The sequence below is a fragment of the Streptomyces sp. BBFR2 genome (genome assembly GCF_044497305.1).
Lineage (GTDB): Bacteria > Actinomycetota > Actinomycetes > Streptomycetales > Streptomycetaceae > Streptomyces.
This window is the reverse complement of record NZ_CP172415.1, coordinates 3,414,293-3,428,921: the sequence shown is the minus strand read 5'-3', so window position 1 is coordinate 3,428,921 and position 14,629 is coordinate 3,414,293. Positions and strand designations below refer to the sequence as shown.

14 protein-coding genes and 1 pseudogene are annotated in these 14,629 nt (G+C 69.2%); 9 read left to right on the top strand and 6 right to left on the bottom strand.

The window, feature by feature from the left end; genetic code table 11:
* Positions 1-224 precede the first annotated feature (224 nt).
* The 9 genes and pseudogenes from rpmH (at position 225) to ACGH2B_RS13535 (ending at position 7,057) form a co-directional block, all read left to right on the top strand.
* Entirely contained in the window at positions 225-362 is a 138-nt protein-coding gene (rpmH, locus tag ACGH2B_RS13575; protein WP_003949374.1) for a 50S ribosomal protein L34, read from the top strand.
* 24 nt (positions 363-386) lie between these two features.
* Positions 387-743, top strand: a pseudogene (gene rnpA / locus ACGH2B_RS13570) (ribonuclease P protein component); the annotation flags it as partial.
* A 74-nt stretch (positions 744-817) separates the two neighbouring features.
* The gene (gene yidD / locus ACGH2B_RS13565) at positions 818-1,138 is read left to right on the top strand and encodes a membrane protein insertion efficiency factor YidD (RefSeq protein ID WP_030285673.1); all 321 of its coding nucleotides are present in this window, start codon (positions 818-820) and stop codon (positions 1,136-1,138) included.
* A 3-nt stretch (positions 1,139-1,141) separates the two neighbouring features.
* Positions 1,142-2,320: a membrane protein insertase YidC gene (yidC, locus tag ACGH2B_RS13560; RefSeq protein ID WP_399088420.1), complete on the top strand. Its 1,179-nt coding sequence runs from the start codon at positions 1,142-1,144 to the stop codon at positions 2,318-2,320.
* A 13-nt stretch (positions 2,321-2,333) separates the two neighbouring features.
* Positions 2,334-2,840, top strand: coding sequence for a protein jag (locus tag ACGH2B_RS13555; RefSeq protein ID WP_399088418.1), 507 nt, complete (start codon positions 2,334-2,336; stop codon positions 2,838-2,840).
* 133 nt (positions 2,841-2,973) lie between these two features.
* Positions 2,974-3,699 carry a 16S rRNA (guanine(527)-N(7))-methyltransferase RsmG gene (gene rsmG / locus ACGH2B_RS13550; protein ID WP_399088416.1) on the top strand — a complete coding sequence of 242 codons (726 nt, stop codon included), beginning with the start codon at positions 2,974-2,976 and terminating at the stop codon, positions 3,697-3,699.
* 291 nt (positions 3,700-3,990) lie between these two features.
* Positions 3,991-5,061: a ParA family protein gene (locus ACGH2B_RS13545; RefSeq protein WP_399088414.1), complete on the top strand. Its 1,071-nt coding sequence runs from the start codon at positions 3,991-3,993 to the stop codon at positions 5,059-5,061.
* Positions 5,058-6,146, top strand: a complete 1,089-nt coding sequence (locus tag ACGH2B_RS13540) for a ParB/RepB/Spo0J family partition protein (protein ID WP_399088412.1) — start codon at positions 5,058-5,060, stop codon at positions 6,144-6,146. Before ACGH2B_RS13545 ends, ACGH2B_RS13540 begins: the two co-directional genes overlap by 4 nt.
* A 293-nt stretch (positions 6,147-6,439) precedes the next feature.
* Complete coding sequence (locus tag ACGH2B_RS13535; protein WP_399088410.1) at positions 6,440-7,057, top strand: GNAT family N-acetyltransferase; 618 nt, start codon at positions 6,440-6,442, stop codon at positions 7,055-7,057.
* A gap of 70 nt (positions 7,058-7,127) precedes the next feature.
* Here ACGH2B_RS13535 and trxA read toward each other — a convergent pair whose 3' ends face one another.
* From trxA to murJ, 6 genes are all read right to left on the bottom strand, one after another.
* On the bottom strand, positions 7,128-7,454 hold the full coding sequence (gene trxA, locus ACGH2B_RS13530) for a thioredoxin (protein WP_399088408.1): 327 nt from the start codon (positions 7,452-7,454) through the stop codon (positions 7,128-7,130).
* A gap of 48 nt (positions 7,455-7,502) precedes the next feature.
* Positions 7,503-8,477, bottom strand: coding sequence for a thioredoxin-disulfide reductase (trxB, locus tag ACGH2B_RS13525; RefSeq protein ID WP_399088406.1), 975 nt, complete (start codon positions 8,475-8,477; stop codon positions 7,503-7,505).
* Positions 8,478-8,590: 113 nt separating this feature from the next.
* Positions 8,591-9,601 (bottom strand): anti-sigma factor family protein, encoded by a 1,011-nt coding sequence (locus ACGH2B_RS13520; protein WP_399088404.1) that lies wholly within the window; start codon positions 9,599-9,601, stop codon positions 8,591-8,593.
* The gene (gene sigM / locus ACGH2B_RS13515; protein ID WP_399088402.1) at positions 9,598-10,290 is read right to left on the bottom strand and encodes an RNA polymerase sigma factor SigM; all 693 of its coding nucleotides are present in this window, start codon (positions 10,288-10,290) and stop codon (positions 9,598-9,600) included. Before sigM ends, ACGH2B_RS13520 begins: the two co-directional genes overlap by 4 nt.
* A 307-nt stretch (positions 10,291-10,597) precedes the next feature.
* On the bottom strand, positions 10,598-12,313 hold the full coding sequence (locus tag ACGH2B_RS13510) for a protein kinase family protein (RefSeq protein WP_399088400.1): 1,716 nt from the start codon (positions 12,311-12,313) through the stop codon (positions 10,598-10,600).
* A 104-nt stretch (positions 12,314-12,417) separates the two neighbouring features.
* A complete protein-coding gene (murJ, locus tag ACGH2B_RS13505; RefSeq protein ID WP_399088398.1) occupies positions 12,418-14,628 on the bottom strand; it encodes a murein biosynthesis integral membrane protein MurJ in 2,211 nt (736 codons plus the stop codon).
* Between the last annotated feature and the right edge of the window lies 1 nt (position 14,629).

Sequence of the window (14,629 nt, the reverse complement as noted above, 5' to 3'; positions counted from 1 at the left end):
GGGCGATCGAGCGGTGGTTTGACCGGATGGCGTAGCCGCGCGTACCGTGACCAGGTCGAGTTGTCGATGGCTGCTGCCGCCTGCCTCCGATGGGCAAAGATCGCTCAAGCGGTCAAGAAGCGGTGCACTTAGGCGTTGCGAGCTACTCGTGGGCGCACGGTGACAGCCAGTCGACGCCCCACATCTGTCTCGCATGAGGCAACAAGCATTCCTGGAGCCCCCGAGTGAGCAAGCGCACCTTCCAGCCGAACAACCGCCGCCGCGCGAAGACCCACGGCTTCCGTCTGCGCATGCGGACCCGCGCCGGTCGCGCCATCCTGGCCTCCCGCCGTGGCAAGGGTCGCGCCCGCCTGTCGGCCTGAGCAGCCAGACCCTAGGTCCATGACGTGCTGCCTACCGAGCATCGGCTGAGGCGGCGCGAGGACTTCGCGACCGCGGTACGCCGGGGACGCAGGGCCGGGCGCCCGCTCCTTGTCGTTCATCTACGTAGCGGTGCAACGGACCCGCACGCAGCGGGGGAACACGTTTCCCCCGCGCGTGCGGGTTTCGTCGTCAGCAAGGCCGTTGGCGGCGCCGTCGTCCGCAACAAGGTCAAGCGCCGGCTCCGGCACCTTCTGCGTGACCGGCTGTCCGCGCTGCCCGCCGGTAGCCTGGTTGTCGTACGGGCACTGCCCGGTGCGGGTGAATCGGACCACGATCAGCTGGCCCGTGACCTGGACGCCGCTCTGAAGCGGCTGCTGGGTGAGGTGCCGCGCGACAGCCGTCCCGTGGGGGGCAACCCTCGGATCCCCGGCAGGGGACCGGGAGGGAGCGCACAGTGAAGTACCCGCTGCTGCTGTTGATCAAGCTGTATCAGTGGACCATCAGCCCCTTGCTGGGCCCGGTCTGCAAGTACTACCCGTCGTGTTCGCACTATGGCTACACCGCCATCGACCGGCATGGCGCGGTGAAAGGGACTGCGCTGACCGCTTGGCGCATTCTGCGTTGCAACCCGTGGTCGCTCGGTGGCGTCGACCACGTCCCTCCCCGGAAGCGTCCGGTGTGGCATCAGCGGCTGAGGAGCCGCCTGGGCGGGCCCACCGCCTCTGAGCCCGTCGTCGCCCAGCCCGAGACTCAGCCCAATGCCCAAGGAGCCTGATTCGTGGACACGATCCTGAATCCCCTCTATTACGCCGTTTCCTGGATCATCGTCCAGTTCCACTCGTTCTACAGCCTGATCTTCGACAAGAACAGTGGCGCGGCGTGGGGTCTGTCCATCGTCTCGCTGGTGGTACTGATCCGTATCTGTCTGATCCCGCTCTTCGTGAAGCAGATCAAGGCGACGCGGAACATGCAGGCGCTCCAGCCGAAGATGAAGGCGATCCAGGAGCGCTACAAGAGCGACAAGCAGCGCCAGTCCGAAGAGATGATGAAGCTCTACAAGGAGTCGGGCACCAACCCGCTCTCGAGCTGTCTCCCGATTCTGGCCCAGTCGCCGTTCTTCATCTCGCTGTACCAGGTCCTGAACCACATCGCGCAGAACAAAATCGTCGGCGTCATCGACCAGCCGCTGCTGGAGAGCGCGCAGCAGGCACACATCTTCGGCGCCCCGCTGTCCGTGAAGTTCATGGACTCCGCGTCGAAGGTCGAGGCGCTCGGTGCCACGCTGACCGATGTCCGCGTCGTCACCGTCGTCATGATCGTTCTGATGTCGGCCTCGCAGTTCTACACGCAGCGCCAGCTCATGACGAAGAACGTCGACCTCACGGTGAAGACGCCGTTCATGCAGCAGCAGAAGATGCTGATGTACGTCTTCCCGATCATGTTCGCCGTCTTCGGTATCAACTTCCCCGTCGGTGTCCTCGTCTACTGGCTGACCACCAACGTGTGGACCATGGGCCAGCAGATGTTCGTCATCCGCCGGAACCCGACCCCGGGCAGCAAGGCGTACGAGGAGCGGCAGGAGCGGCTGCGGGCCAAGGGCAAGATCGTCGAGGACCCGGCCGAGATCGAGGCCAAGAAGGCGGCCGAGGAGGCGCGGCAGAACCGCCAGCAGCCCAAGCGGCAGCCGAAGTCCAAGCGTCAGGCGCCTGCCGGTCCGGCCACCGCGCGTCCCGCCGGTGCGCGGACCCGGGCCAGCTCGCAGCCCGGTAAGAGCGACGAGCAGAGCGGCGAGAAGAAGCAGTCGCTGGAGAAGAAGACCCCGCAGGACGGCAAGTCCACCGAGAGCGGCAAGGGGAAGGGCGGCGCTGCCGAGAAGGGCAGCTCCTCCGGGTCCCGTACCACCAAGTCCGGACAGCGCAAGGGCCAGCAGCGCCCCAAGCACCCGTCCAAGAAGTAAGAGGAGTCCTTTCGTGACGGACACGACCCCTGCCGCCAAGGGCACCGACACCCTGACCCGCCTGGAGCAGGAAGGCGAGATCGCGGCCGACTACCTCGAGGGTCTGCTGGATATCGCGGACCTCGACGGCGACATCGACATGGACGTCGAGGCCGACCGTGCCGCCGTGTCGATCATCAGCGACTCGACCAGCCGCGATCTGCAGAAGCTGGTGGGCCGCGACGGTGAGGTGCTGGAGGCGCTGCAGGAGCTGACCCGCCTCGCCGTGCACCGGGAGACCGGTGACCGCAGCCGGCTGATGCTCGACATCGCCGGGTTCCGGGCGCGGAAGCGCGAGGAGCTGGCCGAGCTGGGCGCGAAGGCGGCGGAGGAGGCGAAGGCGACCGGTCAGCCGGTGAAGCTGGACCCGATGACGCCGTTCGAGCGCAAGGTCGTCCACGACGCCGTGGCGGCGGCGGGGCTGAACAGCGAGTCCGAGGGCGAGGAGCCGCAGCGACGCGTGATCGTCCTGCCGGCCTGACCCTCCGCACTCCCGTGTCGTTGGCCCCGTCTGCACGCCAGGCGGGGCCAAGTCTTGTCAGCCTTCTGTGTTATCCCGGGGAAGACCCCGGTTCCGGCAGCACCAGCAGCAGTCCAGAGGAAGGGCGGTTCCCGTGACGGAGGCAGCAGCGGAGCTCCCTCCCGCGCCGAAAGAGGCGCAGGAGGTATTCGGTGAGCACTTTGCGGAGGCCGTGCGGTACGGCGAACTGCTCGCCGACGCCGGTGTGACCCGAGGGCTGATCGGCCCCCGGGAGGTGCCGAGGCTGTGGGAGCGGCACCTGCTGAACTGTGCGGTGCTCTCCGAGGTCGTCCCCGAGGGCGTCTCGGTCTGCGACGTCGGCTCGGGAGCGGGCCTGCCCGGCATCCCGCTGGCCCTGGTCCGGCCAGACCTCAAGATCACGCTGCTGGAGCCGCTGCTGCGCCGGACGAACTTCCTCCAGGAGGTCGTGGAGCTGCTGGGCCTGGACCATGTCACGGTCGTCCGCGGGCGGGCCGAGGAGGTCATGGGCAAGTTGCCGCAGGTGCATGTGGTGACCGCCCGTGCGGTGGCGCCGCTCGACCGGCTGGCGGGGTGGGGCGTTCCGCTGCTGCGTCCGTACGGTCAGATGCTGGCGCTCAAGGGAGACACCGCGGAGGAGGAGCTGAAGAGCGCCCGGGCGGCGCTGAGCAAGTTGGGCGTGGTGGAGACCTCGGTGGTGCAGGTCGGCGAGGGTGTGGTGGATCCGCTGTCGACCGTGGTCCGGGTCGAGGTCGGGGAGAGTCCGGGCGGTGTGCGGTTCGCCGCGAAGCGTGCCAAGGCGGCCCGGCCCAGCCGGGCGTCGCGGGGGCGGCGTCGCTGATCCCGCCCCGGCAGTACTGTCAACGGACCGGTGGGCGCGCCCTCGATCGGTGAGGGGCGCCCACCGCGCGGTCCAGGCAAAAGTGGCAAGGCGGAGTGTCGCGTCCTATTCGGACGTGGCGCTGGCATCGTGTTTCACGTGAAACGTCGTTCTCTGCTGCAAGGGATCATCGTGCGTGGTCAAGCCTCAGCCGAGCCGCGGGACCGTAGACCCACACGGGGCACCGAAGTATCCACAGACGTGGGTTCATCCACAGGAGAGCGGACCTCACTGGTTCGTGATACCGAAAGCATGGCAGGCTCAGAGCACTGTGAGCCTGATGTCGAGGAGAGTGAATCCTTGCGGTCCGACGCCCATATCGCGGGACCGATGACCGATCCGGTCCCCGGTCCCCGCAGCGAGTCGCTCGGGGAGAATGTTTCACGTGAAACACCGTCCCCGATGGACGACACCCCGATCGGTCGTGCAGCTCAGCTGACGGTGCAGGCAATCGGCCGCTCGGGCGAAGCACTGCCGCGCCCGGAACAGACGCGCGTCATGGTGGTCGCCAACCAGAAGGGCGGCGTGGGAAAGACCACCACGACCGTGAACCTGGCGGCGTCGCTGGCACTGCACGGTGCGCGCGTCCTGGTCGTCGACCTCGACCCGCAGGGCAACGCCTCCACCGCGCTCGGGATCGACCACCACGCCGAAGTGCCGTCCATCTACGACGTGCTGGTGGACAGCAAGCCGTTGTCGGACGTGGTGCAGCCGGTGCCCGATGTCGAGGGACTGTTCTGCGCACCGGCGACCATCGATCTGGCCGGCGCCGAGATCGAGCTGGTCTCCCTCGTGGCGCGGGAGAGCAGGCTGCACCGCGCGATCCAGGCGTATGAACAGCCGCTGGACTACGTCCTCATCGACTGCCCGCCCTCGCTCGGCCTGCTTACCGTGAACGCGCTGGTGGCCGGTGCGGAGGTGCTGATCCCGATCCAGTGCGAGTACTACGCGCTGGAGGGGCTGGGGCAACTGCTGCGCAACGTCGAGTTGGTGCGGGGGCACCTCAACCCCAAGCTCCACGTCTCGACGATTCTGCTCACCATGTACGACGGCCGTACGCGACTCGCCTCCCAGGTCGCCGAGGAGGTGCGCAGCCACTTCGGGAAAGAGGTGCTCCGCACGAGCATCCCGCGCTCGGTGCGTATCTCCGAGGCGCCCAGCTACGGCCAGACGGTGCTCACCTATGCCCCGGGATCCAGCGGCTCGCTCTCCTATCTGGAGGCGGCCAGAGAGATTGCCCTGCGCGGCGCGGGTGGTACCGCGGCACAGGAACTGAGTGTGAACTATGAACCGCAGCACGGTACGCCGGAGGGGACGCAGTGAGCGAACGACGTAGGGGACTGGGCCGTGGGCTCGGTGCGCTGATTCCCGCGGCGCCGCAGAGCGCCGAGCAGGGAGGCACGGCGGTGGGGCGTGGCGCGACGTCACCGTCGGCGGTCCCGGTGCTGGCACCGGAACGGGGAGTGGCCGCGGCCAAGGTGGCGGCGCTGCCGACGGCTCCTGTTTCACGTGAAACAGCCGAGCCTGCCGCGGACGCTTCCGCGGCAGGCTCGGAGGTGGCGGGTGCGCACTTCGCCGAGTTGGAGCTGGACGCGATCACCCCGAACCCCCGGCAGCCGCGGGAGGTGTTCGACGAGGACGCGCTGGCGGAGCTGGTCACGTCCATCCGCGAAGTGGGGCTGCTGCAACCGGTCGTGGTACGGCAGGCGTCGCCCGGCCGGTATGAGCTCATCATGGGTGAGCGCCGGTGGCGGGCGTGCCGTGAGGCGGGCCTGGCCAAGATCCCGGCCATCGTCCGGGCCACGGACGATGAGAAGCTGCTGCTCGACGCACTCCTGGAGAACCTGCACCGGGCTCAGCTCAACCCCCTGGAAGAGGCCGCGGCCTACGACCAGTTGCTGAAGGACTTCCAGTGCACGCATGACCAGTTGGCGGACCGGATCGGGCGCTCCCGCCCGCAGGTCACCAACACACTGCGGCTCCTCAAGCTCTCTCCGACCGTCCAGCGTCGGGTTGCCGCAGGGGTGCTCTCCGCAGGGCATGCCCGTGCGCTGCTGTCGGTCGACGATGCCGAGACGCAGGACACGCTCGCCCGGCGGATCGTGGCGGAGGGGCTGTCGGTCCGTGCGACCGAGGAGATCGTGGCGCTCCAGGCATCGGAACCGGCTGCCAAGGCCAAGGCGAAGGGGCCCCGGGCGGGCACCCGCGTCTCCCCCGCGCTCAGCGGTCTCGCATCCCGGCTGTCGGACCGTTTCGAGACCCGGGTGAAGGTCGACCTCGGCCAGAAGAAGGGGAAGATCGTCGTGGAGTTCGCCTCCATGGACGACCTGGAGCGCATTCTGGGGACCCTCGCCCCGGGCGAAGGGCCCGTGCTCGGTGCGCCCCAGGAGAACGGCAGCGAGAAGTGAGCTGACTTCTGAGCAAAGGGCGGGCCGCGTTCCGGAGGCATTCCGGGACACGGCCCGCCCTTTGCGTTCTCGCGGTACTCCCACCCATGAAGGGTGGATACGATGCGAACAGAGTGGCTCATCCGCCCCTGTGGCCTCACACCGGGGAGTGAGCCATGCGACCGGTGAGCCGCACGAAGCCGCTCGCCGTCGGATCCGGCGCGGCCGCCGGAGGAGGCACCGCGGTTCGCCGGGCGCCGGCGGTGCGGACGGTGGCCGCGTGCGGCGGGCGAGAGAAGTGAGGATCTGGCGCCATGGGCCGTCGGCTCGTACCGCTCACCCTGGACAACCTTCCGGATATCCCCAAGCCCTGTCGCTCCTGTGTGTTCTGGGAGCTTGACCCCGTCCGCGGGGATGCCGCGGTGGCAGCGGGCCGTGCAGGCCCCGAGAAGGAAGCCTGGCTCTCCGCCGTCCTGCTGGACTGGGGTTCTTGTGGGCGTGTGGTCTATGTGGACGAGGCGCCGGTCGGCTTTGTGCTCTACGCGCCGCCCGCCTATGTACCGCGCGCGGCGGCGTTTCCCACGAGCCCGGTGTCGGCCGACGCGGTGCAACTGCTGACGGCTCGGTTGCTTCCGGGATTCCAGCGACAGGGGCTGGGGCGAGTGATGGTGCAGACCGTGGCGAAGGACCTGATCCGGCGGGGCTTCAAGGCCATCGAGGCCTTCGGCGATGCCCAGTGGTCCGAACCGGCATGCCTGCTGCCCGCGGATCACCTTCTGGCCGTCGGCTTCAAGACCGTGCGGTCGCACTCCCGGTACCCGCGGCTGCGGCTGGAGCTGAGGTCGACACTGTCGTGGAAGGAAGACGTGGAGTTGGCGCTCGACCGGCTGCTGGGGGCGGTGCAGAAGGAGCCCGCGCTACGGCCGCTGTGAGCGGGCATGAGAAAACGGACCCGCCCCGCAGGGGGCAGGCCCGTTTCCCGTGAAACATCGTGGTGTTCGCTCAGGCGAGGAAGTCCGCCAGATCGCGCTCGATGCCGGCCTTCGGCTTGGCGCCGACGATGGTCTTCACGACCTCGCCGCCCTGGTAGACGTTCATGGTCGGGATCGACATGACGCCGTACTTGGCGGTGGTGGCCGGGTTCTCGTCAGTGTTGAGCTTGGCGATGACGATCTCGTCGTGCTCGGCGGCGATGGCCTCCAGGGACGGGGCAACCTGACGGCACGGGCCGCACCAGGTGGCCCAGAAGTCGACGAGAACGGGCTTGTCGCTCTTGAGGACGACCTCTTCGAAGTTGGCATCCGTAACGGTAACCGTGGCGCCGGCCATGGCAGTCTCCTTACTCAAGGGGTGGTGGAAAGCTGGGAAACCGCGGGCTCAGACGGCCGCGGTCTTCTCGGGCTCGGGGGTGGCGTCGCCGTCGGAGAGCGCCGCGAGGAAGCGCTCGGCGTCGAGAGCGGCGGAGCAGCCGGTGCCGGCGGCGGTGATCGCCTGGCGGTAGGTGTGGTCCACCACGTCACCGGCGCCGAAGACGCCCGGCAGGTTGGTGCGGGTGCTGGGCGCGTCGACCTTCAGGTAGCCCTCGTCGTCGAGCTTCAGCTGGTCCTTGAAGAGCTCGGTACGGGGGTCGTGGCCGATCGCGATGAACAGGCCGGTGACCGGAAGCTCGGAGGTCTCGCCGGTCTTGAGGTTGCGCAGCGTCAGCCCGGAGAGCTTCGCGTCGCCCTGGATCTCGGCGACCTCGCTGTCCCACACGAACTTGATCTTCGGGTCGGCGAAGGCGCGCTCCTGCATCGCCTTGCTCGCCCGCAGGGTGTCGCGGCGGTGCACGATCGTCACGGTCTTGGCGAACCGGGAGAGGAAGGTGGCCTCCTCCATCGCGGTGTCGCCGCCGCCGATCACGGCGATGTCCTGGTCCTTGAAGAAGAACCCGTCGCAGGTGGCGCACCAGGAGACGCCGCGGCCGGAGAGCTCGTCCTCGCGGGGCAGGCCGAGCTTGCGGTGCTGCGAACCGGTCGTGACGATGACGGTCTTCGCGCGGTGCACGGTGCCGGCGGTGTCGGTGACGGTCTTGATCTCCCCGGTGAGGTCAACGGCGACGATGTCGTCCGGGACCAGCTCGGCACCGAAACGCTCGGCCTGAGCCCGCATGTTGTCCATGAGGTCGGGGCCCATGATGCCTTCGCGGAAGCCGGGGAAGTTCTCCACGTCGGTGGTGTTCATCAGCGCACCGCCGGCGGTGACGGCACCTTCGAACACCAGCGGCTTCAGGGAAGCACGGGCGGTGTAGAGCGCTGCGGTGTACCCCGCGGGCCCGGAGCCGATGATGATCACGTTGCGGACGTCGCTCACGGGTGTCTTCCTTGTCTCTGCCGACTGCTTGCTGGGGCTCTGGAACTCTCACCCCACCCAACGGATCCTACGGGTCGAGCATTCCCGGCGTGCCGCAGCGCACAGGCGGCCGGTCAGTCCCGGGGGTAGGAGCGGTTCAGCAGGACTTGCCCGGGTGCCGGCGGTGTGGCGGAAACGCAGGAGGCGTCGACCACGTACGCGGTGACGCGCTTGGGGTCGGAGGGCATGGGGAGGACGGCGAGGTAGACGCTCTTGCCCTGGTAGGTGTCCTGCCGGGCCGCGAGTGGGGCCTCCGGGCGGCCGATGCCCCTGCTGACGCAGGACGGAACGGTGGCGTTCCCGCCGCGCATCGGGGTCTCCGGTTCGCTGCGGGTGCCGATTCCGGGGGACTTCTGCGAGCCCGCGGTGGCGAGGAGCTTGTGGACCTGTGTGGCGAGTGTCGCGGAGGACAGCTCTCCAGGTGTGCCGGCGCCCTTCTCCTCCGCCGTGGTGTGCCGGTCCGTCCCGCCACCGCCACCGGGACCGCTGTCGGTCGAGGAGTTCTGAACGACGATTCCGCCTACCCCGATCAGGGCTGCGGCCGCAGCCGTGCCCAGCAGGACGCGGGGCCAGCGACGTGAGCGAGCCGAGCGCCCACCTGGCGTACGCCGTCCCGGGCCGGTGGTGCCGCGAGGATGCCCGGCGGGCCGGCTCACACCGCCGGACGGCGGCGTGGCCTCGGTTTCACGTGAAACATCGGCCGCGGCTTCGGCTGTTTCACGTGAAACAGCGTTGATCGGGTCGGCGGATTCACGGGGAGCGGCAGCGGGCTCAGAGCGATCCGCAGCGGGCTCGTCGGGTGTTTCACGTGAAACCGAGGGTTCCGGCATGGCGTTCAGCAGCGCCTCGGCCGCGAGAGCGGCGTCGATGCGTCCGGCGACCTCGGCGGGCATGGGCACCGGGCCGGGGAGCGTCCCGAGCAGATCCCGGATCTCTTCCAGCGAGGCGAGGACGTCCTCGCAGAGCGCGCACGAGGCCAGGTGAGCACGGAGTGCGGTGGCGCGGGCCGGAGGAAGAAGTCCCTCTGTGAGGTCGGAGATCTCGGAGACCTCCGGATGCTCATCCGTGCCGGTTGTCGACGTCACGCTCGCCCACCTCCGCCCTTCACGGCACCTGTGTCGTTCGGTCCTGGTGTCGGTGGGACGGATCCCCCCGGCTCCTGGTTCCTTGCCGCCTTCGCCGTTCCGCCTTCACCCTCGGCCCGGAGATGCCGGACCAGGGGCAGCAGCCGGGCCCGGCCCCGTGCACAGCGGCTCTTCACCGTGCCCGTCGGCACATCGAGAACGGCCGCCGCCTCCGCGACCGGATAGCCCTGCATATCGACGAGGACGAGCGCGGCGCGCTGTTCCTCCGGAAGGGTACGCAGCGCACCGAGCAGTTCTCGGTGGAGATCCTGACGCTCCGCCGGTACCGCGGCCGACTCCTGCGGTTCCAGGAGCTGGTCGAGCTGTTCGGTCTCGGCGATGGGGGAGGTGCGTCGGGAGGCTGCCTTGCGGGCACGGTCCAGGCAGGCATTCACCGTGATGCGGTGCAGCCAGGTGGTGACGGCTGACTGTCCGCGAAAGGTGTGGGCGGCCCGGTAGGCGGAGACCAGTGCGTCCTGCACGGCATCGGCGGCCTCCTCGCGGTCGCCGAGGGTGCGGATCGCGACGGCCCAGAGCCGGTCACGGTGGCGTCGGACGATCTCCCCGAAGGCATCCGGATCACCTTTGACGTGCAGCGCGAGAAGCTCGGCATCGCTCGACGTGGCTGCTTCGTCATCTTCGGCGCGCACGGCCCTCCCACAGGTGCTCTTTCCCCTGCCCCATTGAAGCCCGCCGCATGGCGAAAGTAAATGAAACTGCGGATGCACGGCTTCGGAAGAGGGCCACTGACCAGCGCAAATGGGGTCGCGGTCCAGTGGCCTGAGGTAAGGGAGGGAGAAATGCGGTATTCGCGTACGGGGAAACCGGGCTTGTTTCGGAATGCGGGGAAAATCCGGTGGTATCGGTCGATCCGGCCGGTGAACGGGAAAAGCAGAAGCCCGGCCGATCCGCCGGCCGGGCTTCTGCATGCCGGTGAGCCGTTTTTGGGCTCCCCGCTCATCCGGTGAAGGAGATCTCCCGGATGGCCTGCTTGTAGCCCGCGCCGCTGTAGTCGTCGCTCGGGGCGTAGGGCATCGCCGTCATCCAGACCAGGACGTAGCGTGCCTTCGCCGAGGAGCTGAGCTTGACCTTCGCGGTCGTCTCCGAGGTATCCGCGCCACCGAGGCGCTTCATGGAGCTGAGCGGAGCGGAGGGTGACAGGGACGATGCCGCGTAGAGCGTGACCTTGGTGTGCTGGCCCGAGTAGTGCAGGTCTATCGACGCGCTGCCGAGCCGCTGCTCCGAGCCGAGGTCGTAGACGATGCCGACGCCCTGCTTGAAGTGCGGGTTCATGTCGGGGCCGTCGCGGTAGCTCATGCTCCGCCAGTAGGTGCTGGAGTCCTTGTCATAGGTGTAGCGCACCTGATCGGGATGTTGCGGGCGGCCGTCCGGGTAGTACTCGGCGGCGTCCTCGATCTTGAGTGGCTTGCCGTTCGGCTTGGTGTCGTGGTGCGTGTTGGGCTGCGGGGCCCCGCTGCCGGAGGTCTCGTTCTCCTGCTTGAGCAGGGTGTCCGCCAGTTGCCAGCTACCGAGACCCAACGCGGCGATCAGCAGCGCGGAGACACCCCACTTCAGTGCCTTGCCGGTGCGGCTCTGCAGCGGGGGCGGCGGCGTGGGCACGGGCTGCGTGGCGCGGTTCATCGGGTGGCTGCGTGCCGCCTGACCGTAGCTGCCCTGCTGGTACTGGGTCCGCTGGTACGGGGGCGGGGTGGTGAACGCCGTCTCCGGGGGCCGGATGCGGGGCATCGCCGCCACCGCCTTGGCCAGCTCGTCCGGAGTGGTGCAGGGCTGCTCCTGGCGGGAGGCGGTGGCACCGTCGTTGACCAGCGCACGCATGGCCAGCTCGGACAGGCCGCGGTGGACGCCGGCCCGCACCTGGTCGGGAGCGATCAGTCCGACGCCCTTGGGTAGCCCGGACATGCCGTAGGCGTCGTTCTCGTACGGCCAGCGCTGGGTCAGCGAGGCGTAGAGCAGGGCGCCGATCGCCTCCGTGTCCGCACGCTGCGGCTCTTCGCAGGTCAGCCCGCGCAGCGCCGCCATGATGGCGAGACCGCGGATGCGGTACTGCCCGGATTCCGTGCGGAGCACCGACCCGGGGTTGATCCGCAGGTGGGACAGGCCCTCGCGGTGTGCGGCGGCCATCGCCTGCGAGACCTGGCTGACGAGCTGGTAGGCGTCGTGCGGCTCCAACGGCCCCGCGGCGAGCACGGCGGCCAGGTCGGTGGCGTCCGGCAGCCACTCGTGGACGACGTAGACGAGATCGTTCTCCTCGACCGCGTCGAGGATCTGCACGAAGCGGGGGTCGCCGAGGAGCGCCGCGGAACGGGCCGCCGACAGCACCGGGCGGGCCCGTGGGTGGTCGGCGGGCAGGATGTGCACTCCGACGGCGCGGCGCAGTTTCTCGTCGACCGCGCGCCAGCTACTGAATCCCTCCAGCCGGGTGACGCACTCCTCCAAGCGGTAGCGCTTGGCGAGCTTGTGGCCGCTGTGCAGCTCGGAGGGTTGTGCGTCGGCTGCCGAGGTCGCGTCATCGGTGCCGACGGCTTCCTTTTCCGCGCCGGACGCCTTGTCGGGCTTCGCGCCGTCGTCCGTGGCCTTCCCCGCCTTGGCGGTCAGCGGTTGGTCACCGCTCGTGTCGGCCACGTCGACGGCAGCCGTGCTCCGTTCCGCCACCGTCGTTCCTGCCTCCCCATCCGTTGCAGGCTCAATGAGCCACGACAATTGTGCCCACAGTCCGCCACTATGCACGACACGCGGTGGCGGTCGATGGTTGTGCCTCAGCGCCCCAGCTTGGCGCGGACCATGCCGACCAGCGTCGTCATCTCTTCGATGCGCATCTTCCGTGCGGCCACGTAGAAGACCCCCAGTAGGGCGACCGCACCCACGATCAGTGCGGCGAGCGACCCGAGGAACCCGCTGCCGAGTCCCTGCATGATGCCGTACACCGCCGCACCGGCGATCACGGTTGCGGGAATGCTCGCGCCCGCCAGGCGGGCGTAGGTGCGCACGATACGGGCGCTGTCCAGGTCACCGTTCATCCGCTTGCCCAGCCGCCGCCAGGCGACCACGACGCCGATCATGTACGCGATGCCGTACGCGGCGGCCATCCCGATCACCGCCCAGCGCGCGGGCAGGATCAGGAAGCAGGCGGCCGAGGCGGCGGCGTTGACCGCCGCGACGATCACGGTGTTGTAGAAGGGCGTCCGGGTGTCCTCGTAGGCGTAGAAGGCCCGCAGGATCACGTACTGCACCGAGAACGGGATGAGGCCGACACCGAAGGCCATCAGCATGTAGCCCATCGGGACGCCCGCGCCGGACGAGCCGTAGACCAGCGTGCACAGCGGGACGCCGAGGGCCAGGAAACCGAACGAGATCGGGACGATGGCGACGGCCGAGGTCCGCAGGCCCTGGGACATGTCGTCCCGGACCGCGCCGCTGTCGCCGTCCGCCGCCGACCGGGCCAGCCGCGGCAGCAGCGCCGCCATCACGGAGACGGTGATGATCGCCTGCGGCATGTTCCAGATCAACTGGGCGCTGGCGTACGAGATGAAGCCGGTGCCGGGGTGGCCCTGGCGGTCCGCGGTGTTTCCGGCCCAGGTGGAGAGCTGGGTGACCACGAGGACACCCGCCTGGTTGGCGAGGACGAACAGAACGGTCCACTTCGCGAGCTTGGCGGCCTTGCCCAGCCCGTGCCCGCGCCAGTCGAACCGCAGCCGGAACGCGAAGTCGGCGTCCCGCAGGTACGGGATCATCGCCAGCGCCTGCACCACGAGACCGAGCAGCGTGCCGATGCCCAGCAGACGGATGCCCTCGTCGGGGATGGTGGTGACGCCGATACCGGAGGTCTCGGCGGTGCCGTACACCCAGATGAACAGCCCGAACGTGGCGATCATGACGATGTTGTTGAGGACCGGGGTCCACATCATCGCGCCGAAGCGGCCGCGGGCGTTGAGGATCTGCCCCATCACGACGTGCAGCCCCATGAAGAAGATCGTGGGCACGCAGTAACGGGTGAACGCGACGGCGACCTCATTGGCCGCTGGATCGCGGGAGATGTCGAACGAGACGAGTTTCACGAGCAACGGCGCCGCGAAGATCGCCACGACCGTGAGCGCGCCCAGGATGACGATGACCAGCGTCAGCAGACGGTTGGCGTATGCCTCGCCACCGTCGTCGTCCTCCTTCATCGCGCGCACCAACTGCGGCACGAAGACGGAGTTCAGACCGCCGCCGATGGTCAGGATGAAGATCATCGTCGGCAGTTGGTACGCCACCTGCCAGGAGTCACCCAGCACCGCGCCGCCGAGCGCCGCGACGATCAGCGCGGAGCGGACGAAGCCGGTGAGACGGGAGACCATCGTGCCCGCGGCCATCACCGCACTGGACTTCAGCAGCCCGGAGGCGCGGCCCCCGGACGGCTTCCCGGCTGCCGCGACCGGCTCCGGCTCGGGCTCCGGCGGCTCCGGCACGGCCTCGGGAACACCCGCCGCCGGCCCGGGCTCCGCCGCCACCGGGCGACGCGGCTCGTACGGCTGCTGATCGCGGAAGAGGTGCGCGAACGCGTCGGACTCCGGCTCCTGCCCGGCCGTGTCGCGCACCCCGGCGAACTGCATCGTCGCGTCCGCGTCACCGTACGGCGCTCCCGCCGACGGGCCGGCGGGAGCGGTCGGCGCGGGCGCGCCCCAGCCCTGCTGCCCGGGGGCGTACGGGGCGGCGGGCTGCGGCGGGAACGGTCCGTCGGGCGTGCCGGGCGGCTGCTGTGCCGCGCCGTCCGGGTACGCCGGGGTCGTCGTGGATCCGTAGCCCTGGTGCGTCTCGCGATGCGGGCCGTCCGGTGTGTAAGGGGTCCGGCCGTACGCGTCCGGGCCGTACGGCTCCTGCTGCGCGTAGGTGCCGCGGGCGCCGGGCGCCTGCGGCGTCGGTGGGACCGGCCCCGCGGGGTCGCCCTCGGCGCCCCGGCCGCGGTCACCGTCAAACGGCGCGTTCATC

Bases quoted from the DNA above. Each gene is read 5' to 3' on its own strand.
- ACGH2B_RS13545 (WP_399088414.1), top strand. From the start codon at position 3,991: ATGGCAGGCTCAGAGCACTGTGAGCCTGATGTCGAGGAGAGTGAATCC.
- ACGH2B_RS13535 (WP_399088410.1), top strand. From the start codon at position 6,440: ATGGGCCGTCGGCTCGTACCGCTCACCCTGGACAACCTTCCGGATATC.
- trxA (WP_399088408.1), bottom strand. From the start codon at position 7,454: ATGGCCGGCGCCACGGTTACCGTTACGGATGCCAACTTCGAAGAGGTC.
- murJ (WP_399088398.1), bottom strand. From the start codon at position 14,628: ATGAACGCGCCGTTTGACGGTGACCGCGGCCGGGGCGCCGAGGGCGAC.